This is a genomic window from Allorhizobium undicola ORS 992 = ATCC 700741, assembly GCF_000621665.1.
Taxonomy (GTDB): domain Bacteria; phylum Pseudomonadota; class Alphaproteobacteria; order Rhizobiales; family Rhizobiaceae; genus Allorhizobium; species Allorhizobium undicola.
In genome coordinates this window covers 57,779-78,051 of the sequence record NZ_KK211327.1, presented here as the reverse complement: position 1 = coordinate 78,051, position 20,273 = coordinate 57,779, and the positions used below count along the sequence as shown (strand labels likewise).

General features: G+C 59.7%; 20 protein-coding genes and 1 tRNA gene. 11 read left to right on the top strand and 10 right to left on the bottom strand.

Annotated features, from left to right (window positions below):
* Nucleotides 1–8 precede the first annotated feature (8 nt).
* Nucleotides 9–941, top strand: a complete 933-nt coding sequence (locus T424_RS0119165) for a hypothetical protein (protein ID WP_051559280.1) — start codon at nt 9–11, stop codon at nt 939–941.
* A gap of 149 nt (nt 942–1,090) precedes the next feature.
* Here the strand turns inward: T424_RS0119165 and T424_RS0119160 are convergent, their stop codons facing one another.
* The 7 genes from T424_RS0119160 to hemN form a co-directional block, all read right to left on the bottom strand.
* The gene (locus T424_RS0119160; RefSeq protein ID WP_407921408.1) at nt 1,091–2,014 is read right to left on the bottom strand and encodes a lipid A biosynthesis lauroyl acyltransferase; all 924 of its coding nucleotides are present in this window, start codon (nt 2,012–2,014) and stop codon (nt 1,091–1,093) included.
* Between the two features lie 16 nt (nt 2,015–2,030).
* Nucleotides 2,031–3,059 (bottom strand): zinc-binding dehydrogenase, encoded by a 1,029-nt coding sequence (locus T424_RS0119155; protein WP_027489137.1) that lies wholly within the window; start codon nt 3,057–3,059, stop codon nt 2,031–2,033.
* A 27-nt stretch (nt 3,060–3,086) separates the two neighbouring features.
* Nucleotides 3,087–4,367: a beta-ketoacyl-ACP synthase gene (locus T424_RS0119150; RefSeq protein ID WP_027489136.1), complete on the bottom strand. Its 1,281-nt coding sequence runs from the start codon at nt 4,365–4,367 to the stop codon at nt 3,087–3,089.
* A gap of 13 nt (nt 4,368–4,380) precedes the next feature.
* The gene (locus tag T424_RS0119145; protein ID WP_027489135.1) at nt 4,381–5,583 is read right to left on the bottom strand and encodes a beta-ketoacyl-ACP synthase; all 1,203 of its coding nucleotides are present in this window, start codon (nt 5,581–5,583) and stop codon (nt 4,381–4,383) included.
* A 236-nt stretch (nt 5,584–5,819) separates the two neighbouring features.
* Nucleotides 5,820–6,293: a 3-hydroxyacyl-ACP dehydratase FabZ family protein gene (locus tag T424_RS0119140; protein WP_027489134.1), complete on the bottom strand. Its 474-nt coding sequence runs from the start codon at nt 6,291–6,293 to the stop codon at nt 5,820–5,822.
* A 28-nt stretch (nt 6,294–6,321) separates the two neighbouring features.
* On the bottom strand, nt 6,322–6,600 hold the full coding sequence (locus T424_RS0119135) for an acyl carrier protein (RefSeq protein ID WP_027489133.1): 279 nt from the start codon (nt 6,598–6,600) through the stop codon (nt 6,322–6,324).
* 106 nt (nt 6,601–6,706) lie between these two features.
* Nucleotides 6,707–8,059, bottom strand: coding sequence for an oxygen-independent coproporphyrinogen III oxidase (hemN, locus tag T424_RS0119130; protein ID WP_027489132.1), 1,353 nt, complete (start codon nt 8,057–8,059; stop codon nt 6,707–6,709).
* A 219-nt stretch (nt 8,060–8,278) separates the two neighbouring features.
* On the opposite strand from hemN, the gene T424_RS0119125 reads away from it, so the two are divergent.
* From T424_RS0119125 to T424_RS0119115, 3 genes are all read left to right on the top strand, one after another.
* Entirely contained in the window at nt 8,279–9,001 is a 723-nt protein-coding gene (locus T424_RS0119125) for a Crp/Fnr family transcriptional regulator (RefSeq protein WP_154664993.1), read from the top strand.
* Nucleotides 9,001–9,489 carry a peptide deformylase gene (locus tag T424_RS0119120; protein WP_027489130.1) on the top strand — a complete coding sequence of 163 codons (489 nt, stop codon included), beginning with the start codon at nt 9,001–9,003 and terminating at the stop codon, nt 9,487–9,489. Before T424_RS0119125 ends, T424_RS0119120 begins: the two co-directional genes overlap by 1 nt.
* A 71-nt stretch (nt 9,490–9,560) precedes the next feature.
* Nucleotides 9,561–10,058, top strand: a complete 498-nt coding sequence (locus tag T424_RS0119115) for a BON domain-containing protein (protein WP_027489129.1) — start codon at nt 9,561–9,563, stop codon at nt 10,056–10,058.
* A gap of 74 nt (nt 10,059–10,132) precedes the next feature.
* On the opposite strand, the gene T424_RS0119110 is transcribed toward T424_RS0119115, so the two are convergent.
* Nucleotides 10,133–10,217 (bottom strand) — tRNA-Leu (locus tag T424_RS0119110).
* Between the two features lie 312 nt (nt 10,218–10,529).
* Between T424_RS0119110 and lipB the strand changes: the two genes are divergently transcribed.
* Nucleotides 10,530–11,246, top strand: a complete 717-nt coding sequence (gene lipB, locus T424_RS0119095) for a lipoyl(octanoyl) transferase LipB (protein WP_027489128.1) — start codon at nt 10,530–10,532, stop codon at nt 11,244–11,246.
* 3 nt (nt 11,247–11,249) lie between these two features.
* On the opposite strand, the gene T424_RS21585 is transcribed toward lipB, so the two are convergent.
* Complete coding sequence (locus T424_RS21585) at nt 11,250–11,645, bottom strand: helix-turn-helix domain-containing protein (protein ID WP_051559277.1); 396 nt, start codon at nt 11,643–11,645, stop codon at nt 11,250–11,252.
* Between the two features lie 266 nt (nt 11,646–11,911).
* Entirely contained in the window at nt 11,912–12,505 is a 594-nt protein-coding gene (locus T424_RS0119085) for a DnaJ domain-containing protein (protein WP_154664998.1), read from the bottom strand.
* A 275-nt stretch (nt 12,506–12,780) separates the two neighbouring features.
* Here T424_RS0119085 and purL point away from each other — a divergent pair, with 275 nt between their 5' ends.
* From purL to T424_RS0119050, 6 genes are all read left to right on the top strand, one after another.
* Nucleotides 12,781–15,018 carry a phosphoribosylformylglycinamidine synthase subunit PurL gene (gene purL / locus T424_RS0119075; RefSeq protein ID WP_027489126.1) on the top strand — a complete coding sequence of 746 codons (2,238 nt, stop codon included), beginning with the start codon at nt 12,781–12,783 and terminating at the stop codon, nt 15,016–15,018.
* Nucleotides 15,019–15,037: 19 nt separating this feature from the next.
* Nucleotides 15,038–15,274, top strand: coding sequence for a BolA/IbaG family iron-sulfur metabolism protein (locus tag T424_RS0119070; protein ID WP_027489125.1), 237 nt, complete (start codon nt 15,038–15,040; stop codon nt 15,272–15,274).
* A gap of 13 nt (nt 15,275–15,287) precedes the next feature.
* The gene (locus T424_RS0119065; RefSeq protein ID WP_027489124.1) at nt 15,288–15,494 is read left to right on the top strand and encodes a hypothetical protein; all 207 of its coding nucleotides are present in this window, start codon (nt 15,288–15,290) and stop codon (nt 15,492–15,494) included.
* A gap of 139 nt (nt 15,495–15,633) precedes the next feature.
* Nucleotides 15,634–15,969, top strand: a complete 336-nt coding sequence (grxD, locus tag T424_RS0119060; protein WP_027489123.1) for a Grx4 family monothiol glutaredoxin — start codon at nt 15,634–15,636, stop codon at nt 15,967–15,969.
* A 143-nt stretch (nt 15,970–16,112) separates the two neighbouring features.
* Nucleotides 16,113–17,321 (top strand): multidrug effflux MFS transporter, encoded by a 1,209-nt coding sequence (locus T424_RS0119055; protein WP_027489122.1) that lies wholly within the window; start codon nt 16,113–16,115, stop codon nt 17,319–17,321.
* Between the two features lie 263 nt (nt 17,322–17,584).
* Nucleotides 17,585–20,080, top strand: coding sequence for a heavy metal translocating P-type ATPase (locus T424_RS0119050; RefSeq protein WP_027489121.1), 2,496 nt, complete (start codon nt 17,585–17,587; stop codon nt 20,078–20,080).
* Nucleotides 20,081–20,273: the final 193 nt, after the last annotated feature.

Genomic DNA, 20,273 nt, shown 5'->3' with positions numbered 1-20,273 from the left:
TCGCAATAATGATCGAATCGGCATTACAGCTTTACAGAGCCGAAAGGCTTTCTCGCGACATGATCGCGGCTCACGCTCTTTTTCCTGAGGTAGAAAGGCGTATCTGGCCCTATCTCTCCAGTGTTCATGGGGTTACGCCGCGTCTATCGCGTCTCAAGGCCTCCCATCGCAAAGGTCTGATGACCCACGCGCTCTTCGCTCTTGCTCTCCAGCGCGATAGTGGCGATCCTCTATCTGGCCTGACCGCAACGCGCTTTATTGAAATCGTCATGCAGGTGGGCGCCGCGAGCCGCAATACTGCGGCGGCCTTTCTGTCAGAGCTTTTGGCCTATAAATTCCTACAGGATGCCGAAGGTGTCACCGACCGCCGCGTGCGGGTTCTCATATTGACCGATACCAGCCTCAAGGCGATGCGCACCTGGTTTCACGGCCATCTGGAGTGTCTGGACCTTCTCGATGGCGGAAACAGACTGGCCCTTGCCAAGGCGGACGACCGGATCTTTTTCGAAAGCCAGCCGATCATTGCCCGCGCATTGCTGGCGGACGAGGAATGGCGCGTCCCGCGCGAGACCATAAATCATTTTCTCGGCTCGGACATGGGCGGCCTTATCCTGCACGACCTCATCAGCCGGATGCCGGATCATGCCAATGCGGATGCGCGCTACCTGCTGGGGCCGGTAAGCCTCACGCGCCTGGGAGACAGCTATCTCGTCTCCTCCACCAATCTGAAGCGCATGTTCAAAAAGGCCGAATCCGAAGGCCTTCTAGGCTGGGAACAGGCCCGCAGACGCGGAAATCTCTGGCTCTCCCGCGATTTCGTCGCAGACTATTTCCACTGGCAGGCCGCCAAATTCGAAGCCGTCAACAACGCCTTCATCGAGGTCTGCAATCAGCTCGGAATTGAAGAGCAAGCGCCGGAGCAAACCTCCAACGCAGCCTAGAGCATCTTCAGGAAAAGTGGAAGCCGGTTTTCCGTTTGAAAATGCGTAAAAACAAATAGTTAGAGCGGGAGAGGTTGGGGCCGCTTTTCTCGTGAAGCGTGCCTGCTCTTATCGGCCTCAAGCAGGGATGGTTTTTTTTTTGAAATCACTCAATCCAGCATGTTCTTGATGCCCCAACGGTCGTGGTACCAAAGCCATTGTTCGGGATATTCCCGCACCCAGCTTTCCACCTTGTCGTTCAGCATCTGGGCGGTGGCGTTCACATCCACGCGGCCCTTGCCATCCACCGGCAGGCTTATTTTAGGCTCTATTTCCAGCCTGTAGCGATTGCCGGGCAGGCGAATGCAGCGCGCCGGATAAACATCGCATTCGAACTGCCGCACAAGCTTGGCCAGAAGCGGGTTGGTGCGCACATCCCGCCCGAAAAACGTCGTGGCCTGCCCCTTCTTGAATTTCTGGTCCACGAGGACGCCAACACCCTGCTCCGCCTCCAGTTGACGCGCCAGATGAAAGGAGGATCCGGCATGGGAAGGCACCAGCTTACCCATGCGCGCGCGCCGGAAATTGAAGACCATATCGGCGATGTAGGGATTGTTCGGCGGACGAAACAGAACCGTGACGTACAGGCCAAAGGCAGCCCCTGCCACCGGCAGCATTTCGAAATTGCCGGTATGACCGGTAAAAACAATGAAAGGCCGTCTGTTTTCCAGAAGATCCATGAAGATCGGAATGCCCGACACTTCCACCCGGCCGCTACCGGGTTGGTTCGGATCGAAATCGAAGAGTTCGTCCAGAAAAACATATTCCGCCATCTGGCGGCCCATATGCCCCCAGGCCTTCAACGCGATCCCGGCGATTTCCGCTTCGCTTTTTTCAGGAAAAGCATTGCGAAGGTTGGTGAGCATCAGCCGGTGGCGCTTGAGCCGCGGCCCGACAAAGCGCACCAGCCGATCCGCAAATTCAATGGCGGCATCGGCAGGCAGCAGTTTCAACAGCTTGAGAATCACAAACAGCAATTGCGCGACCAGCCATTGCGGAAAATTCCGCATGGCCAGCACAAGCTTGGTTATCACCCGGCGAAGCACCGGCTCAATCCATCTTCAACACGATTTTACCAAAGACCTGACGGCCCTCCATCCGGTGCAGCGCCCGCTCGATGTCGTCCAGCGTCACCAGCGTATCGATCACCGGATGCACGACACCGCGCGCCATTTTCTGCATGGCATTGGCCATGTTTTCCATGCGGCAGCCGAAGGAGCCAAGCAGTTTCAACTGCTGCTGGAACAGCATCATCAGGTTGATTTCCGTCGAAACGCCGGAGGTTGAGCCGCAGGTCACGAGGCGTCCGCCACGCTTGAGCGAGAACATGGAACCCGCCCAGGTATCCTTGCCGACATGCTCGAACACGACATCCACACCCTTCTTGCGGGTGATCTTGCGCACAACGCCTTCGAAGCGGTCGGTACGATAATTGATGACGTGGTCTGCGCCGAGAGCCTTGGCGGGCTCGATCTTGTCGTCCGAGCCTACCGTGGTGATGACCGTGCAGCCGGTTTTTTTCGCAAGCTGAATGGCGGCCGTGCCAATCCCGGAACCGCCGGCATGGACGAGAATGGTTTCACCGGGCTCCAGCCGCGCATTGTCGAACAGCATATGCTCGACCGTGCCGAAGGTGACGGGCGCCAGCGCCGCACCGATTTCGTCAACACCATGCGGGGCAGGAACAAGCTGGCGGGCGGAAATGTTCATTTTTTCCTGCGCGAAGCCATCGAGATGGAAACCATGCACGCCGCCGACATGCTCGCACAGATTGTCGCGCCCTTCGCGGCAGGGCTTGCAAAGGCCACAAGTGCGCGCCCCGTAGATGGATACCAGTTGACCGGGAAGAACGTTGGACACGCCCGGCCCGATTGCCTCGACCACGCCGGAGGCTTCCGCGCCAATGGTCAGCGGCAGCTTGCGCTTGGCAAAGGCCATGCCGCGCCAGCCCCAGACATCGATATGGTTCAGCGCCACCGCCTTCACGCGCAGCGTGACCTCACCGGGACCGGGAGCATCCGGTTCGGGGATATTGGTGATTTCAAGCTTGCGGTCTTCCAGAAGCTGCAATGCGCGCATCGGGTCTTATCCTTCTTGTTCTTCCACTCAGGCCAGCGTCATCACGAGGCTGGCGTTCTGGCCGCCAAAGCCGAAGCTGCTGGACAGCACGGCGGAAACCTGCGCCTCTCGCTTCACGTTCGGCACCACATCCAGCACGATAAGCGGATCGGGATTGGTGTAATTGATGGTGGGCGGCAATGTGCCGGTCAGCATCGTCTGAATGGAGAAAACCGCCTCCACCGCGCCCGCTGCCGTCAGGGTATGGCCGATCATCGACTTGTTGGAGGAAACGGGAATCTGGTCCTTCAACCGCTCGCCGAACACCGACAGCATCGCGCCATATTCCATCTTGTCGTTTTCCGGCGTCGAGGTGCCATGCGCGTTGATATAGCCGATTTCCTGTTCGGAAAGACCGGCATCCTCCAGCGCGGCGCGAATGGTGGCAATGGCCGGTCCGCCATCCGGAGACGAGCGGGTGCGGTGGAAGTGATCGGCCTTTTCGCCGCAGCCCTTCATGATGCCCAGCACCCTGGCGCCCCGTGCAATGGCCGATTCCAGCGATTCGAGCACGAGCGTTGCCGCCCCTTCGGCAATCACGAAGCCGTCCCGGTCCTTGCTGAACGGCTTGGAGGCCTTTTCCGGCGGGTCGTTCTGCGTGGAAAGCGCTGACAGCAAGGCGAAGCGGATCAGCGCTTCAGCACCCACCGAACCGTCGGTCGCAACCGTCAGGGCACGATCCGTGCGGCCCTGGCGAATGGCCTCCACGCCAAGCTGGATGGCCGTTGCCCCCGAAGCGCAGGCCGTGGAAAGCGTGACCGGCAGCCCTCGCGTGCCGAAGCGGTCGGCCAGACGCTCCGAAATCGAGCCGAACTGCACAGCCTCGTTGAAAACCGGATCGGCCTTGCCCCGCACCGAGGCGAGCAGACGTTTATAGGCGTGTTCGTAGTCTCCATCCCCCACACGCTCGGCCAGACGGAAGCGGTCTTCCCATTCGGGCTCCACCGGCGGGGCGGCCAAAAACAGCGGCCCGGCAAAATCGCCGTTCAGCCCTGCTTGCGCCAGCGCCTCGATGGTGGTTTCCCGCGCCATGGCATAGGAGCGCTCCACGGCATTGTTGGCGGGAACCTCGATGAAATCCACCGTGCCGCTGATGCGGGTGTTCAAGCCATCCGTCGGAAAACGGGTGATGGCGTGAATGCCGGAAATGCCGCCTGTCAGCTTGGCCCAGTTATCCTCGAGCCCCTGCCCCAGCGAGGTGATGACCCCCATGCCGGTCACGGCAACGATGGGACGCCCGAGATGATCCTTGAAACGTGATTGTGTCATGATAAGTCTCTCCTCACGCCTCAGCCGAAAGCCGCGCCATGCCTTCCGCCCGGCCATAGCCGACGGTGGTGACGATGGCCTGCGAGGCGGGCTTGTTCATCGGGCTTTCTGCACCGGCATCGAAGGCCGGCACCACAGCCTTTGCATCCAGCGCCAGCGCGGCAAGCGCCAGCCCCAGCGGAAATTGCGCCTCAAGCCCGTGGCCGGTCATGCCACCGTAGCCGCGAAGCGCCCCCTTGGGAAACGCCTTTTGCAGCACCTGCTTTTCACGCGCGGTTATATCCTTGAGACCGCTGGCGCCGGAAAGAATCAGCACGTCTTCGGCACCATCGCCCATGGCACGGGAAAGACGCTCCAGACGGTGTTCCAACGCACCTTCCGCGCGGGCGCCGCGATCGCCTTCGATGGCATTGATCGTCGCATAGACATGCGCGCCGCGAGCCTCGGCATTGGCGCGGGATTCCAGCACCAGAAACGCGCCGATCGTACCGAAAATTACGCCGCCACCAGCGCCATTTTCCCGCTGCCACAAAGGCTGCCACTCATTCTGCGCATGGGCCTGGGCGCCCTCCACCAGCAGGAAAATGTCATCGCGGTCGGCCACGAAGGCGCCACCCACCAGCGAATGGGTCGATTGACCGGCGCGAATGCGGGCAAAAGCCGTTTCGATGGCCGAGATACCAGCCGCCTCTTCGCCCATGAAGGTGCGCGAGGAACCTGTAACCTTGTGAACAATGGAAATATTGCCCGCCATGAGATTGGAAAGCTGGGCCAGAAACAGCGTGGGACGCAGTTCGGTGGTCAGCTTGGCATTGACCAGCCGTTCGCGGTCATTGCTCTTCAACCCTTCGGAAACGATGATGGTATCGACATTGACATCGCGCTCGCCACCGCCTGCCGCAACGATCATGTCCATGCTGGCACAGGCTTCCGCCTTGTCCTTCAATCCGGCATCGTCCAGTGCCAGGCCGGCGGCATAAACGCCCAGTCTCTGCCAGTTTTCCATCTGCCGCTGGTCGCCGCGCTTGGCAATCTGCTGCGACCAGTCGATTTCCGGCATGGGATGAATGGGATAGGGCTTGAACCGCTCGGCATCGACCGGCGGCACGCCGCTTTTATCAGCCGTCAGGAGAGAAAGATGCGGCTCCTTGCCGGTGCCGTGGCACGTGACGATGCCAATACCGGTGATCACCACATCGCTCAGCGTCTTCTGCATGTCCATTCCTTTATCAATGGCCAACCCGGCCAGGATCGCCGGTATGGCGGCGCAACTGCACTCCGGGAGAGGATGGCAGTGCCCTACTCCGAAGCTTTTCCATATGCAATAAGGCCGCACGCAAAAGCGGCGGCCTTGATGACGAAATCATGAAAAAGTCACTTTCTGGCAAACCGTACTGCCGGCGCACCGATCAATGACTGTCTTTCTTCCGGCGGCAGGGCCGGAGTCCTGCTTTATCCAGCCGCAGCGATGGCCTTCATCAGGCCGATCTCCGCCGCGCGGGCGCGAACGATGTCGCCAAGCGGCACTTCGGAAAAAGCCATTGTGCGCAGCTTCAACTGGCAGTCGGCCACTTTCTTGCCGCCGGAGGTGATCTTCGCCTTCGTGACGGCAAAGCCGGACCCTTCATGCTCCAGATGCGCCTCAATGTCGAGCACGGCATTCGGCTCCACGAAGGCGCGCATTTTCGCGCCATCTACCGACATGAGGAAGGGCATGGCGACGAAATCGGTTGCGGCAAGCACCAGCAAACCGGAAGCCTGCGCCATGGTCTCGATCAAAAGAACACCCGGCACCAGCGGCATTCCCGGAAAATGTCCTTCGAAGACCGGACTTTTTTCCGGCACCACCGAACGGGCCACGATGTTGGCGCGTGGCTGGTCGAGGCTCACCACCTCGTCGATCATCTGGAAATATTCCAGCAGCATGGCAGGCCCTCGGCTGACCGTTGTTCAATCAGGCCTTGGCGGCGCGCAATTCGTCGATCTTGGCGCAAAGGTTCTTGAGGACGAAATATTCCTCGGTGGAAACCTTGCCTTCGTTCACTTCCTGCGTCCACTGCTCCAGCGGGATCTTGATGCCGAATTCCTTGTCGATCGCGAAAACGATGTCCAGGAAGTCAAGGCTGTCGATGCCGAGATCGTCAATGGTATGGCTATCGGGAGTGATGGTTTCGCGGTCGATCTCGCTGGTTTCAGCAATGATGTCGGCGACCTTGTCAAATGTTGCAGTCACGGGGATAGTCCTTCACAAATTCCAATTCAGCGTCCCACATAGGCAAAACTCGCACAAAAGCCAATGGCCTGTTTTCGGCGAATGGAACAAAAACGCCTGCCTTTTCTCAAACGGCGATGGAATGACGGGCCTTGCCGGTGGCAAGATAAGAATCGAACACAGCCGCCACCACCCGCGCGAAGGGCTTGCCAGCCTCGGTCAGAACAAGCGCATCATCGGCGATAAAACAGAGACGATCCGGATTTCCAGCCGCAAAATCTCTCGCCTCGCCAATCAATGTTCCGGCCACGGCCGGAAAAGCCTTTCGCAGCGCGGCAAAGGAAACGGAAAATCGGCACATGATGGATTCGATCATGCTGGCGCGCGCCCGATCCTCCTCGCTGAGCGCAATGCCGCGCTGCACGGCCAGACCGCCCTCTTCCACCATGCGCTGATATTCGCCGGTGGCAGCGGTGTTCTGCACATAGCCTTGCGGCAATTGCCCGATCGACGATGCACCGAAGCCGATCAGCGCCTCGGCCGCATCCACCGTATAGCCCTGGAAATTGCGCCGCAGCGTGCCATTTGCGGCAGCCTTTGCCATGCTGTCCTGCGGCCTGGCAAAATGATCGATGCCGATGGGTTCGTAACCGGCCTGCGTCAGCAGTGAAGCGGCATGTTGCATCTGCTGAAAGCGCCCGGAAAGATCGGGAAGTGTTGCCTCATCGATCATCGTCTGGTGTTTTTTCATCCACGGCACATGGGCATAGCCGAACAGCGCCAGCCGGTCCGGATCGAGCGACAGAACCTGACGTACGGTGTTTTCCAACGTTTCGAGCGTCTGGTGCGGAAGGCCATAGAGCAGATCGCAATTGACCGAGCGCACACCCCGTGCCCGCATGGCCTCCACCACGGCGCGGGTCTGCTCGAAGGTCTGGATGCGATTGATGGACTGCTGCACCTTCGGATCGAAATCCTGAATGCCAAGGCTTGCCCGTGTCATGCCAATGGCGGCCAACCCGTCATAGCGCGCCTCGTCAAGGTCGTTTGGGTCCATCTCCACGCTGATTTCCACATCATCGGCAAAGGTGAAGGAGGAGCGCAGCTTGGCCATCAGCGCCTCCATATCCTCCGGCTTGAGCATGGTGGGCGAGCCGCCGCCGAAATGCACCGCCGTAACGCGGCTCTCTCGGCTGACCAGACTGCCGATCGTTTCAATTTCCCGGTGAATTGCCAAAAGATAAGTTGCAATAGGATCGTATCGCAACGTATGTTTGGTGTGGCAGGCGCAAAACCAGCACAGCCTGTCGCAATAAGGTATATGGAGATAGAGAGACAGACGATCGCCCTTGCCCAGCATGGAAAGCCACCGCGCATATTTGCCGCAGTCAATGCCGCTGTGAAAATGCGGCGCGGTAGGATAGCTGGTATAGCGAGGAACCGGCGCGGAATATTTTTCCAGAAGGGGCTGGATGTTCATGGGGATTTATCCTCGGGATAACGGCTTTCGGGCGGTCTCTATTGGTCTAATGTCCTAGGCCCGATTTCACTTCCTGACTTTGACTTCGATCAAGTTATGGTAAGGACAGTGAGGTATCTTGACGGGCATCGAAGCAAGAATGGCCTTTCCGCGTGTAGGGTGCGGCCGGGCGTGAACCAGCGGTTACAAACCTGCGTTCGGGGTGGCGGACACTTGGATATGCATAGCAAACGCATCAATCTGGAAGCTGAGGCACCTCAGGTGTGCAAGGGCTGCGAAGCACGGCACGGTGGAGTATGCTCCACGCTTTCCGTCTTGCAATTGATCGAACTCAACCGCCACTCGACGCGCCGCAAGGTTTGCGCCGGTGACGAGGTGATCGGCCAGGGCGAACAGATCGCCGCCTATAGCAACATCCTCAATGGCGTTGTGAAACTGTCGAAGATGATGGCCGATGGCCGCCAGCAGATTGTCGGCCTGCAATTCGCCCCCGATTTCATGGGGCGGCCCTTCTACAAGGAAAGCAGCCTGACGGCGGAAGCGGCAACCGACGCGGAAATCTGCGCCTTTCCCCGCGCCGTGATCGACCGCATTGTGGCCGAGGCCCCGGATTTCGAGCATAAGCTGCACACGCAATCGCTCAAGGAACTGGACGAAGCCCGCGACTGGATGCTGACCCTTGGCCGCAAGACAGCCCAGGAAAAGGTCGCAAGCTTCCTTTATCTCATCGCCACCCACATCAATCCGCTGGAGAAATTCAGCAAAGCCTTCGATCTGCCGCTATCGCGCGCCGACATCGCCGATTTTCTCGGCCTGACCATCGAAACCGTCAGCCGCCAGATGACCAAGCTCCGCAAGGAAGGCGTCATTGTCATCGAGAACAATCGCCACGTCGTGGTGCCCGATGCCCACCGCCTCAAGGACGCCGCTGGCGTGGATTGATGCGTCTTTCCATCCTCACCTACCCTCATCCGGCCCTTGCCAGCGCCTGCGCGCCGGTGACGCTGTTCGACGAAGAGCTGAAAACCTTTGCGGACGAGCTTTACGCGGCAATGAAAGCCGCCCCCGGCATTGGCATCACAGCCGCGCATGTGGGCGACCTGCGCCGTCTGACAATCATTGAGCTTGCGGAATTTGGCGGCAGGCGCGATTTCGTCAATCCGGTGATCCTTTGCTCCTCCGCCGAAACGATGGAGCACGAGGAAGGAAGCGTTTCCATGCCCGGAATGGTCGAAAAGGTTGTGCGCCCGTCTTCCGTCACGATTCGCTATCAGACCCTGGATGGAACCTTGCGCGAGGAGGAGCTGAAGGGTTTCGCGGCAATCTGCATCCAGCACGAGATCGATCAGCTTGACGGCATTTTCTGGGTGCAACGCCTGTCCCGGCTGAAGCGGGAACGCCTCCTGAAGAAGTGGCGCAAGAGCGCCTGACAGTCCCGTTGAACCAAACCCCTGCCCGCACGTTGTGGCAGCAGTGGTTTGATCCGACAGGGAGATGCAGCATGGCCCACCCCCGCAGCAATCAGGAACTTTCCGGCGAAGAAGAATTTCGTGACCGTCAGGAGCGCGACCTGCGCGACGGATGGCCCTATTCCGACACCCCCGGCGCATCCTCGCAACCGGCGGAAAATCGCGCCTATGGCGATACGCCCGGCAATTTCGACCGCGACACCAATGGCGGCTTCAGTATCGATAGCACAAATGCAGCCGGCGCACAGGAACCCCTCACCGACGGACTTCTGCCTGAAACACAGGGACGCGAAAATGCCGACGAAATGGAAAGCCAGTTGCGCGACCGACTCGACCTGCAACACGAAGCCGAGTTCAACAATGTGGAAATGCACGCCGAAGGCCATATCATGACGCTGACCGGCTCTGTGGACACCAATGAGGAGCGCCACCTTGCCGGACGCATAGCCCTCACCGTTCCCGGCGTGCGCCACGTCATCAACCACATCGAGACGCTGGGCGTAGACACACATCAGCCAGACGAGGAATAGCGTAAGGCGCCGGGCGCCTTCACCGCCAGATCATTGAAGAAAAACAAAAAACCCGGCCGATGGCCGGGTTTTTTTGGTGCGGTCGAGAAGACTCGAACTTCCACGGGTTGCCCCACAGCGACCTCAACGCTGCGCGTCTACCAATTCCGCCACGACCGCATCGTGGTAGTGTTTTGCGCCAACTTGCGTCGGCGAGGAGGCATCTAGCAAATGGATTTGGGCTGCACAAGTGTCGTGTGCAACATTTTTATGAAAACTTCGAAACAGGCGAAGCCAGCCTGTGGATGAACGACCGGAAAGCCCGCAAATCCGGCTATATGCGCTTTTAAAAATATTCAGAGGTTTTTTCGCCTCCCTTGAATTCAGAGGTCATTCCTGCCACTTACCGGAAAAAATTCGCGAAAAACGGCAAGAGCATCGGGAATCGATTCCACAGCCCCTTCGCCCTCGCCGCTGGAAAGGATGAGCGCCATGCTCCGCACCGATCTTCAGGTTGAGATGTTTGCAACACCGGGCTCCCCTCCGGTTCGCTGGCGCATTTCCGATGAGCCGGTTGCCTATCCTGTGGCATTGGCCGCCATGGAGGCCGAGGTTGCCGCCATTGCCGCTGGCGAGGCTGACGAGCTGGTATGGCTGTTGGAACATCCGCCCCTTTACACCGCCGGAACCAGCGCCGATCCGAAAGATCTGGTAGACAAGCAGCGTTTTCCCGTTTTTGCGACCGGGCGGGGCGGCGAATATACCTATCACGGACCGGGCCAGCGCATTGCCTATGTCATGCTGGACCTCAAGCGCCGCCGGCAGGACGTGCGCGCGTATGTGGCCGCGCTGGAAGAGGTGGTTATCCGCACGCTGGACAGCATGAATGTGCGGGGCGAGCGCCGGGAAGATCGGGTGGGCGTATGGGTACGCCGCCCGGAAAAACCGCCCCTGCCGGATGGTTCGGTCAGCGAAGACAAGATCGCCGCACTCGGCATTCGCCTGCGCCGCTGGGTGAGCTTTCACGGCCTGTCCTTGAACGTGGAGCCGGATCTTGGCCATTATGGCGGCATCGTGCCCTGTGGCATCTCCGCCTATGGCGTCACCAGCCTTGCCGATCTTGGCCTTCCCGTCATGATGACCGATGTGGATATTCAGTTGCGGCAGGCGTTTGAAAGCGTCTTCGGCGCCACGGCAAACGAAGCCTGAGCGTCAGCGGCGGTTGCCGCTGCGCTGCTCCATGTCGCGGATGCGCTGGTGAAGGGTTTCTATCATGGCGCCGGTTTCCTCATACATGTTCACAAGCCGCTGCAATTCGCGCCGCATCACGGTCAAGGTGGAAGCGTCACCGCATTGATCCGGTTCGCTTCCAACGCCCGTTGCCAGCCATTCGCCGGTAACGCCCAGAACCCCGGCAACATGGTCGAGACCGGAGGGGTCGGCCTCGCATCGATCTGCTTCCCATGCCTTCAGGCACTGCATCGGCACACCGGCAAGCAGCGAAAGCGTGGCAAGGTCAATGCCCGCCGCATCGCGCGCCGCTGCAAGCCTTCCTCCCGGCGTATCGTCATCAATCTCCAGAAGCCGGTTAAGATCGTAGCGAGCCATAAAGTCCCATCTCCGTATCGGTCGCGCCGCAGCCCGAGCTGCAAGACACTCCACATCATCGCCGCCAAATGCCGGCAGAGACATTCCGTTCCATGGTCAGGAAAATATTTTCCGCGTGCGATGAACCCTACCATTATGGCAAGGGTTGGGCATGGGCATTTGCGGCAGACCGGGAACGCTTCGCGACGCAGGTCTTGCAAAAACGCAAATACAGGCGGGATCGCGTGCGCAGACGCGCCCCGGCATCTTCGCGCCTGCCGTCTTGCCTATTCTGCCGCCTTGGGAAGATCGGGCACCGGCTCAGCGATGGTGATGGCAGGCGGCTCCAGTTCGTAGGAATAGCCTTCAAGCATGGAATAGGCCCGCTCTATCGCCTCGATCTGCGTTTCGGCGGTCTTGATCGCCTCGGCAATGGACTGGACACGCGCCCGGAGCATGGAGCCGAGAACATCGGTTTCCGGGCGACGGCCGATCCTGTCCATATGTTTGCGAATACGGGTGCGATGCCGCTCAAGCTCCAGAATGTGAAAGCGCGCCTTGAGAATATCGTCGGTCAACTTGCGCCGCAAACCGGCGACGGGATCGAAGCTGCCCGGCTCCCGCTCATCCAGAATCATGTCGTTGATAAGCGTTTCCAGAACCATCAGCCCCTTGAGGTCGGCAACGTCGGCCAGTTGCGGATCATAGCCGGTATCGTCATAGACCTTGCGGCGCACCGGATCCTTCAGCAATTCATAAGAGGTGGTGAGCCTGCCGAAATCCTCGGGATCGCCACCCGCATCCGGATGCGCATTTTTCGCCTTGCCGCGGTAGGCCGCCTTGATGGCGGCTTCATCGGCGTCTCGCTCCAGTCCGAGCATGGCGTAGGGATCGATCACAAAAACACCTTTTTACAAGGAAACAAAGGAGATAAACGGCTTTCCTCATGCGGCCAGACAAGAACGGGCCGCCGCAAATCAGCCGCAAGTCTAACGCAAGGCAGGGCGAAAATGTGGAAAGAAAACGCCTATCCCCAGCCCTGTTTTCCACCACCTTCATCCACAGCATGAAAAAGCCGCATTTTCCAGTCGCACAAAGCCTTGCGCTGCTATAAAAGGGCGGCAAATTTCCACGCCGGATATTGTTAGAGAGAGCCATGACGATTGCGAACTCCATCCCGATCACCCCGGAACTGGTTGCCTCCCACGGCCTGAAGCCGGAAGAATATGACCGGATCCTGCACCTGATCGGGCGTGAGCCGACCTTCACCGAACTCGGTATCTTCTCGGCCATGTGGAACGAGCATTGCTCCTACAAATCCTCGAAAAAGTGGCTGCGCACCCTTCCCACCAAGGGGCCGCGCGTCATTCAGGGTCCGGGCGAAAATGCCGGTGTCGTGGACATCGACGATGGCGATTGCGTGGTCTTCAAGATGGAGAGCCATAACCACCCCTCCTATATCGAGCCCTATCAGGGAGCGGCAACCGGCGTTGGCGGCATCCTGCGCGACGTTTTCACCATGGGCGCACGCCCTGTCGCGGCCATGAACGCCCTGCGCTTCGGCGCGCCGGATCACCCCAAGACGAAGCATCTGGTCGCGGGCGTCGTGGCAGGTGTCGGCGGTTACGGCAATTCCTTCGGCGTACCCACCGTGGGCGGCGAGGTGGAATTCGACCCACGCTATAACGGCAACATCCTCGTGAACGCCTTTGCGGCAGGACTTGCCCGTGCGGATGCCATCTTCTACTCCAAGGCAGAAGGCGTTGGCCTTCCCGTCGTCTATCTCGGCGCCAAGACCGGCCGCGACGGCGTGGGCGGCGCAACCATGGCCTCGGCCGAATTTGACGAATCCATCGAGGAAAAGCGTCCCACCGTGCAGGTCGGCGATCCCTTCACCGAAAAATGCCTGCTGGAAGCCTGCCTTGAGCTGATGGCAACGGGTGCCGTCATCGCCATTCAGGATATGGGCGCTGCGGGACTCACCTGTTCTGCCGTTGAAATGGGCGCCAAGGGGGATCTCGGCATCGAGCTTGATCTCGACAAGGTGCCGGTGCGCGAAGAGCGCATGACCGCCTATGAAATGATGCTTTCGGAAAGCCAGGAGCGTATGCTCATGGTGCTGAAGCCGGAAAAGGAAGCGGAAGCCAAGGCCATTTTCGTCAAATGGGGTCTGGATTTCGCCATTGTCGGCAAGACCACCGATGATTTGCGCTTCCGCATCATCCATCAGGGCGTGGAAGTTGCAAATCTGCCCATCAAGGAGCTGGGCGACGAAGCCCCGGAATACGACCGCCCCTGGCGCCAGTCCGATAAGCGCGCGCCGCTGCCTGCCAATCTGGTGGAAGAACCGGCCGATTACCGGGCCGCGGTTCTCACGCTGGTCGGTTCTCCGAACCAGTCCAGCCGCCGCTGGGTTTATGAACAATATGACACGCTGATCCAGGGCAATTCCCTGCAACTGCCGGGCGGCGACGCGGGCGTGATCCGTGTGGAAAACCATCCCTCGAAGGCGCTTGCCTTCTCCTCCGACGTTACGCCGCGCTATGTCGAGGCCGACCCCTTCGAAGGCGGCAAGCAGGCAGTGGCCGAATGCTGGCGCAACATCACCGCCACCGGCGCCGAACCCCTGGCGGCAACCGACAACCTGAACTTCGGCAACCCCGAAAAGCCGGAAATCATGGGCCAGTTCGTGGAAGCCATCAAGGGCATTGGCGAAGCCTGCCGGGCGCTGGATTTCCCGATCGTTTCAGGCAATGTCTCGCTCTACAACGAAACAAATGGCGTTGCCATTCTGCCCACGCCCACCATTGCCGGTGTGGGCCTGCTGCCGGACTGGAAGCGCATGGCAAAGATCGGTTCCGCTCAGGAAGGCGATCACCTGCTGCTGATTGGCACCGACGGCACGCATCTGGGCAGCTCCGTCTATCTGCGTGACGTTCTGGGCCGCACCGATGGCCCGGCGCCAGAGGTTGACCTGCACGCCGAACGCCGCAATGGCGACTTCGTACGCTCTGCCATTCGCAACGGCCAGGTTACGGCTTGCCACGACATTTCATCCGGTGGCCTTGCCTTGGCGCTGGCGGAAATGGCCATGGCCTCGTCCCGAGGTATGGCGGTCAACCTTTCGGAAAGCCGTGGCCCCAGCCACGCCTTGCTTTTCGGTGAAGATCAGGCGCGCTATGTCGTGGCCGTTCCTGCCGATCTGGCAAACTTCGTTTGCGCCAATGCCGAAGGTGCTGGCGTTCCGTTCCGCCGTCTTGGCAAGGTCACGGGCTCGGAGCTTGCCATCGAAGGCGTCTGCACCATTGCGGTTGACGAATTGCGCAAGGCGCATGAATCATGGTTCCCTGAATTCATGGATGGCACGGCCGAAAACCGCGCCGCCGCGGAATGACAGGAGAGGAAGCACAATCATGGCCATGAACCCAGGCGATATTGAAGACATGATCAAGGCCGGCATTCCCGGCGCCAAGGTGGTCATCCGCGATCTGGCAGGCGATGGCGACCATTACGCCGCCGAAGTGGTGGCCGAGGCCTTTCGTGGCAAGACCCGCGTGCAACAGCACCAGATGGTCTACGAGGCCCTGAAGGGCAATATGGGCGGGGTGCTCCATGCGCTCGCCCTGCAAACATCCGTTCCCGAAGCATGATGGACCTTGCCGTATGAGCAACCCGCTTTCCAAATTCATCCGTGATCTCGTGCAGTCGATCCGGGCCGAATTCGCCGAACGGCGCCGCCACAAGCAGGCGCGCCGCCTGCCCGCAGCCAAGGCCGATCAAGCGGCTGAAAAAAAGGTGGTGGTGACGCGCGCCAGCAACCGCAGCAAATCCGCAAGGCAGGCACGGCGCATTACCCGCAATCGCGGCTGAAAGCGTCAATGGCGAGGTGAAGGGCGGTCAATGCATATTTCCGGCTGCGCCGGACGGCCCGATCTTTGCGAAATACCAGACATCGCCTATATAAGGCGTAAAGCAGCGGCCTTGACCCGCATGTGAAAGGAAAAAAACCATGAGCGGTGTACAGGAATTCATCGACAACGAAATCAAGACCAACGACGTTGTGCTGTTCATGAAAGGCACGCCGCAATTTCCGCAATGCGGTTTTTCCGGTCAGGTCGTTCAAATTCTCGATTATGTCGGCGTCGATTACAAGGGTATCAACGTTCTGGCTGATCAGGAAATTCGCCAGGGCATCAAGGATTACTCCAACTGGCCGACCATTCCGCAGCTCTATGTCAAGGGCGAATTCGTCGGCGGCTGCGACATCGTGCGCGAGATGTTCCAGGCAGGCGAACTCCAGAGCCACCTGGAAGAAAAAGGGATTACTACCAGAGGCGCTGCCTGATTTTTTGGGCGACATCACGGTTGTAACCCGTTAAGACTTGGGGGCAACCCTCCCCTAGAAAGCGTCGCGTTGCGGCGCTTTTTGTTGTTCTGGATCTTTCAATGTCTATTTCCCCCGCCACGACGCCGCCCATTCTGAAAGGCATGGGCAAGGCAGAATTCGTCGCCCTGTGCGCCTCGCTGATGGCGCTGAACGCGCTTGCCATCGACATCATGCTGCCAGCGTTGCAACAGATCGGCGAAGCGCTGAATGTCAGCAATGAAAATCACCGGCAGCTTATCGTCACGGCCTATCTTCTCGGTTTCGGCATAGCCCAGCTTTTCTACGGCCCGATTTCCGACAGGTTCGGCAGGCGCATTCCCATGCTGCTCGGCCTCGTCGTTTATGTGATCGGCGCCTTTTGCATTACCGTCACCTCATCCTTCACCATGCTTCTTGCACTGCGCTTCCTGCAAGGCGCAGGCTCTGCCGCAACGCGGGTCATCACCATTTCCATCGTGCGCGATGTTTATGGCGGACGGCAGATGGCCGAGGTCTCATCGCTCATCATGATGGTGTTCATGGTCATCCCCATCATCGCGCCGGGCACGGGGCAGGCCATCATGTTTCTGGGTGAGTGGCACCTGATCTTCCATTTCATCGGCATTGGCGGCATTCTCGTAAGTGGCTGGATGTATTTTCGCCTGCCGGAAACGCTGGATGCGAAAAACATCCGCCTTCTGACGCCTTCGGTGATTTTCGGCGGTTTCAAGATCGTCCTCACCAACCGGCTGGCGCTGTGCTACACGCTGTCCAGCGCCTTTATCTTCGGCTCACTGTTCGGCTTCATCAATTCGGCCCAGCAAATCTATATGGGCATTTACGGGCTCGGCGCATGGTTTCCCGTGGCCTTTGCCGCCGTGGCGTTGCTCATGTCGGTTTCGGCCTTCGTCAATGCCAAATTGGTAACGCAAGTGGGCATTCGCCGCCTTTCGCATGGCTCGCTCATTGGCTTCATTTTCACCACCGGCGTCTGGCTGCTGGTGCAAATTTCGCTGGAACAGCCCATGCCCTTCCTGTTGTTCCTCGGCTTCTTCAGCCTGTCCATGTTCCAGTTTGGCTGGATTGGCTCCAATTTCAATGCGCTGGCCATGGAGCCGCTCGGCCATGTCGCAGGCACGGCCTCTTCCGTTCTGGGCTTCATGGGAACGGTTGGCGGCTCGCTGATTGGCGCAGGGATCGGTCAGGCCTTCGACGGCACGGCAACACCATTGATCTGCGGCTATTTCTTCCTCGGCATCATTGGCCTGTTCTTCGTGCTGATCGCCGAAAACGGCAAGCTCTTCCGTCAGGTCAACGCGCCGGTCCGCTAGAATGCGCGAGCGTCGATTTTTTCAATTGGATCGACGCTCCCACACATGCCCGTGCAGCACGACGGCGGCTCACTGCATAATTCCTTAAATCGGAATCGATTTAAGGTGAAAATTATGCAGCAGATTTAAAGTGTTACAGCGTCCTTCGTGCGTTTGATAAAACGCACGGCGCTGTAAAAAACCTGCTCGCGGCCCTTGACCTTCCCATAATGGGAAGCCCTATCCTGATAGCGAACACGCAGTACAGGACCATGGAGAACCCTATGACCAGCCCCGCCCGCTTGGCTGACACAGCCAGAGCAGACATAGCCATCGATGGCATGAGCTGTGCCTCCTGCGTGCGGCGCGTCGAGAAAGCCATTCTTGCCGCACCCGGCGTCGAGGCGGCTGTGGTCAATCTCGCAACGGAAAAGGCCAGCATCACCCTTGGCGAAGGTGGCAATCTGGACGGCGTGCTGGAAGCAATTTCGAAGGCTGGATATGCGCCGCGCCTGCACCATCGCGAACTGGAAATTGAGGGCATGAGCTGCGCCTCCTGTGTAAGGCGCGTCGAAAAAGCCCTGCGCACAGTGCCCGGCGTTATCAGCGCCAACGTCAATCTCGCGACGGAAAAGGCCAGCCTCAGCACGCTCGAAGGGGTGGAGGACCAGGCCTTGCAAGCCGCCCTTGCAAGCGCGGGTTTTCACCAGCGCGTGGCCCATTCACCGGCTGAGGCCGCAGCGGAGGATCAGCCGGACAGACGCGCGCAGGAAACCCGCCATCTCACTTTGCTAACCGTCACCAGCGCGCTGCTTGCCCTGCCGGTATTCCTTGTCGAAATGGGTGGGCACGTCTCGCCTGCCCTGCATATGTGGGTGATGCACAGTCTGGGCGAAGATGTAAGCTGGCGCCTGCAATTCGTGCTGACGGCGCTGGTCCTGTTCGGGCCGGGCCTGATCTTTTTCCGCCGTGGCATTCCCGCCCTGCTGCATGGCGGCCCGGATATGAATTCGCTGGTGGTGCTGGGCGCCAGCGCCGCCTTCGGCTATTCCGCTGTTGCAACCTTTGCGCCGCAGCTCATGCCCGCTGGCACCGTCCATGTCTATTATGAAGCGGCGGCGGTTATCGTCACGCTGGTTCTGCTGGGCCGGATGCTGGAGAGCCGCGCAAAGGGACGAACCAGCCAGGCCATCAAGCGGCTTGTCAATCTTGCCCCGAAAACGGCCCGCGTCATGCGCGATGGCGAGATGCGCGACGTGGCGATCGGTGAAATTTTCGTGGGCGATCTTATCGACGTGCGCCCCGGCGAAAGGATAGCCGTGGATGGCAGGGTCATCGAGGGCCATTCCTTCATCGACGAATCCATGATGACCGGCGAACCCCTGCCCGTGGAAAAACATCCCGGAAGCAGCGTTACCGGCGGCACGATCAACACCAATGGCGCCTTCCGCTTTCAGGCGGAAAAAGTGGGTGCGGCAACGCTTCTGGCCCAGATTATCCGCATGGTGGAAGATGCGCAGGGCTCGAAACTGCCGGTGCAGGCCATGGTGGATCGCGTAACGGCCTGGTTCGTGCCTGCCGTCATGGCGGCAGCCCTTTTGACGTTTGGCCTGTGGCTGGCATTTGGCCCGACACCCTCGCTGTCCCATGCGCTGGTCAATACGGTGGCGGTTCTCATCATTGCCTGCCCCTGCGCCATGGGGCTTGCCACGCCGACGTCGATCATGGTGGGAACGGGCCGCGCCGCCGAGCTTGGCGTGCTGTTTCGCCGGGGCGAAGCCCTGCAAAGCCTCAAGGATGTCTGCGTGGTCGCTCTCGACAAGACCGGCACACTGACCCGCGGCAAGCCGGAGCTGACGGATTTCATCATGCTCGAGCCGGACAGCACGGTTTCCTCCGGCGCCGGGCTCGACCGGCACGCCTTGCTGCGTCTGGCGGCAAGCCTTGAGGCGCATTCGGAACACCCTGTGGCGACGGCCATAACGGCTGCCGCCAAGGCCGATGGTGCAACGCTCCTGCCCGTCACCGGCTTCCAATCCGAGCCCGGCTTCGGTGTCCGGGGCATAGTGGACAGGCATGAGGTGCTGATCGGCGCCGATCGCGCCATCCGCAAGGCGGGTATCGATCTCGAAACCTTTACAGAGAGAGCAGAAGCACTGGCCGAGCAGGCCCGCACCCCCCTTTACCTCGCCGTGGATGGCAAGGCCTTGGCCCTGCTGGCCGTGGCCGACCCCATCAAGCCGGACTCGGCAGAAGCCATTGCCACCCTGCATGGCATGGGCCTCAAGGTGGCAATGATTACCGGAGACAATCGCCGCACGGCCGAAGCGATCGGCACCATGCTGGAGATCGACCACATCGTGGCGGACGTGCTGCCAGGCGGCAAGGTGGAAGCCATCAACCGGTTGAAGGCCAATGGCACATTGGCGTTCGTGGGCGATGGCGTCAATGACGCCCCGGCCCTTTCGGCTGCCGATGTCGGCATAGCCATCGGCACCGGATCGGACATTGCCATTGAAAGCGCCGACGTGGTGCTGATGGGCGGCGAACTGACCGGCGTTTGCCGCGCAATCGCGCTCAGCCACGCGGTTCTCGCCAATATCCGCCAGAATCTGTTCTGGGCCTTCGGCTATAATATCCTGCTTGTTCCCGTTGCCGCCGGTGCGCTTTATCCCGTCAACGGTACGCTGCTCTCACCGGTGTTTGCCGCCGCGGCCATGGGGCTTTCCAGTGTTTTCGTGCTGACCAACGCGCTGCGGCTGAAAAAGGCCGGCAGTTAGAGCGCCTTTCGATCTGATTCAATCAGATCGGTGCTCTAACATCTTATTTTTGAAGCATAATCTTGTCGATCCTCGTTTCATTCCGGTCGGATTATGCTTTAAAAAAAGACCCCGCCCGGCACAAGGCCGAAACGGGGGACTGGAGGTTGGGAGGTATGAAGTAGCAATGGAGAACGGCGTAAATCAGCCGCGT

Coding starts and splice junctions, on each gene's coding strand:
- T424_RS0119165 (WP_051559280.1), top strand. CDS start 9: ATGATCGAATCGGCATTACAGCTTTACAGAGCCGAAAGGCTTTCTCGC.
- T424_RS0119155 (WP_027489137.1), bottom strand. CDS start 3,059: ATGCGCGCATTGCAGCTTCTGGAAGACCGCAAGCTTGAAATCACCAAT.
- T424_RS0119150 (WP_027489136.1), bottom strand. CDS start 4,367: ATGACACAATCACGTTTCAAGGATCATCTCGGGCGTCCCATCGTTGCC.
- T424_RS0119145 (WP_027489135.1), bottom strand. CDS start 5,583: ATGCAGAAGACGCTGAGCGATGTGGTGATCACCGGTATTGGCATCGTC.
- T424_RS0119140 (WP_027489134.1), bottom strand. CDS start 6,293: ATGCTGCTGGAATATTTCCAGATGATCGACGAGGTGGTGAGCCTCGAC.
- hemN (WP_027489132.1), bottom strand. CDS start 8,059: ATGAACATCCAGCCCCTTCTGGAAAAATATTCCGCGCCGGTTCCTCGC.
- T424_RS0119125 (WP_154664993.1), top strand. CDS start 8,279: ATGCATAGCAAACGCATCAATCTGGAAGCTGAGGCACCTCAGGTGTGC.
- T424_RS0119120 (WP_027489130.1), top strand. CDS start 9,001: ATGCGTCTTTCCATCCTCACCTACCCTCATCCGGCCCTTGCCAGCGCC.
- T424_RS0119115 (WP_027489129.1), top strand. CDS start 9,561: ATGGCCCACCCCCGCAGCAATCAGGAACTTTCCGGCGAAGAAGAATTT.
- lipB (WP_027489128.1), top strand. CDS start 10,530: ATGCTCCGCACCGATCTTCAGGTTGAGATGTTTGCAACACCGGGCTCC.
- T424_RS21585 (WP_051559277.1), bottom strand. CDS start 11,645: ATGGCTCGCTACGATCTTAACCGGCTTCTGGAGATTGATGACGATACG.
- T424_RS0119085 (WP_154664998.1), bottom strand. CDS start 12,505: ATGCTCGGACTGGAGCGAGACGCCGATGAAGCCGCCATCAAGGCGGCC.
- purL (WP_027489126.1), top strand. CDS start 12,781: ATGACGATTGCGAACTCCATCCCGATCACCCCGGAACTGGTTGCCTCC.
- T424_RS0119070 (WP_027489125.1), top strand. CDS start 15,038: ATGGCCATGAACCCAGGCGATATTGAAGACATGATCAAGGCCGGCATT.
- T424_RS0119065 (WP_027489124.1), top strand. CDS start 15,288: ATGAGCAACCCGCTTTCCAAATTCATCCGTGATCTCGTGCAGTCGATC.
- grxD (WP_027489123.1), top strand. CDS start 15,634: ATGAGCGGTGTACAGGAATTCATCGACAACGAAATCAAGACCAACGAC.
- T424_RS0119055 (WP_027489122.1), top strand. CDS start 16,113: ATGGGCAAGGCAGAATTCGTCGCCCTGTGCGCCTCGCTGATGGCGCTG.
- T424_RS0119050 (WP_027489121.1), top strand. CDS start 17,585: ATGACCAGCCCCGCCCGCTTGGCTGACACAGCCAGAGCAGACATAGCC.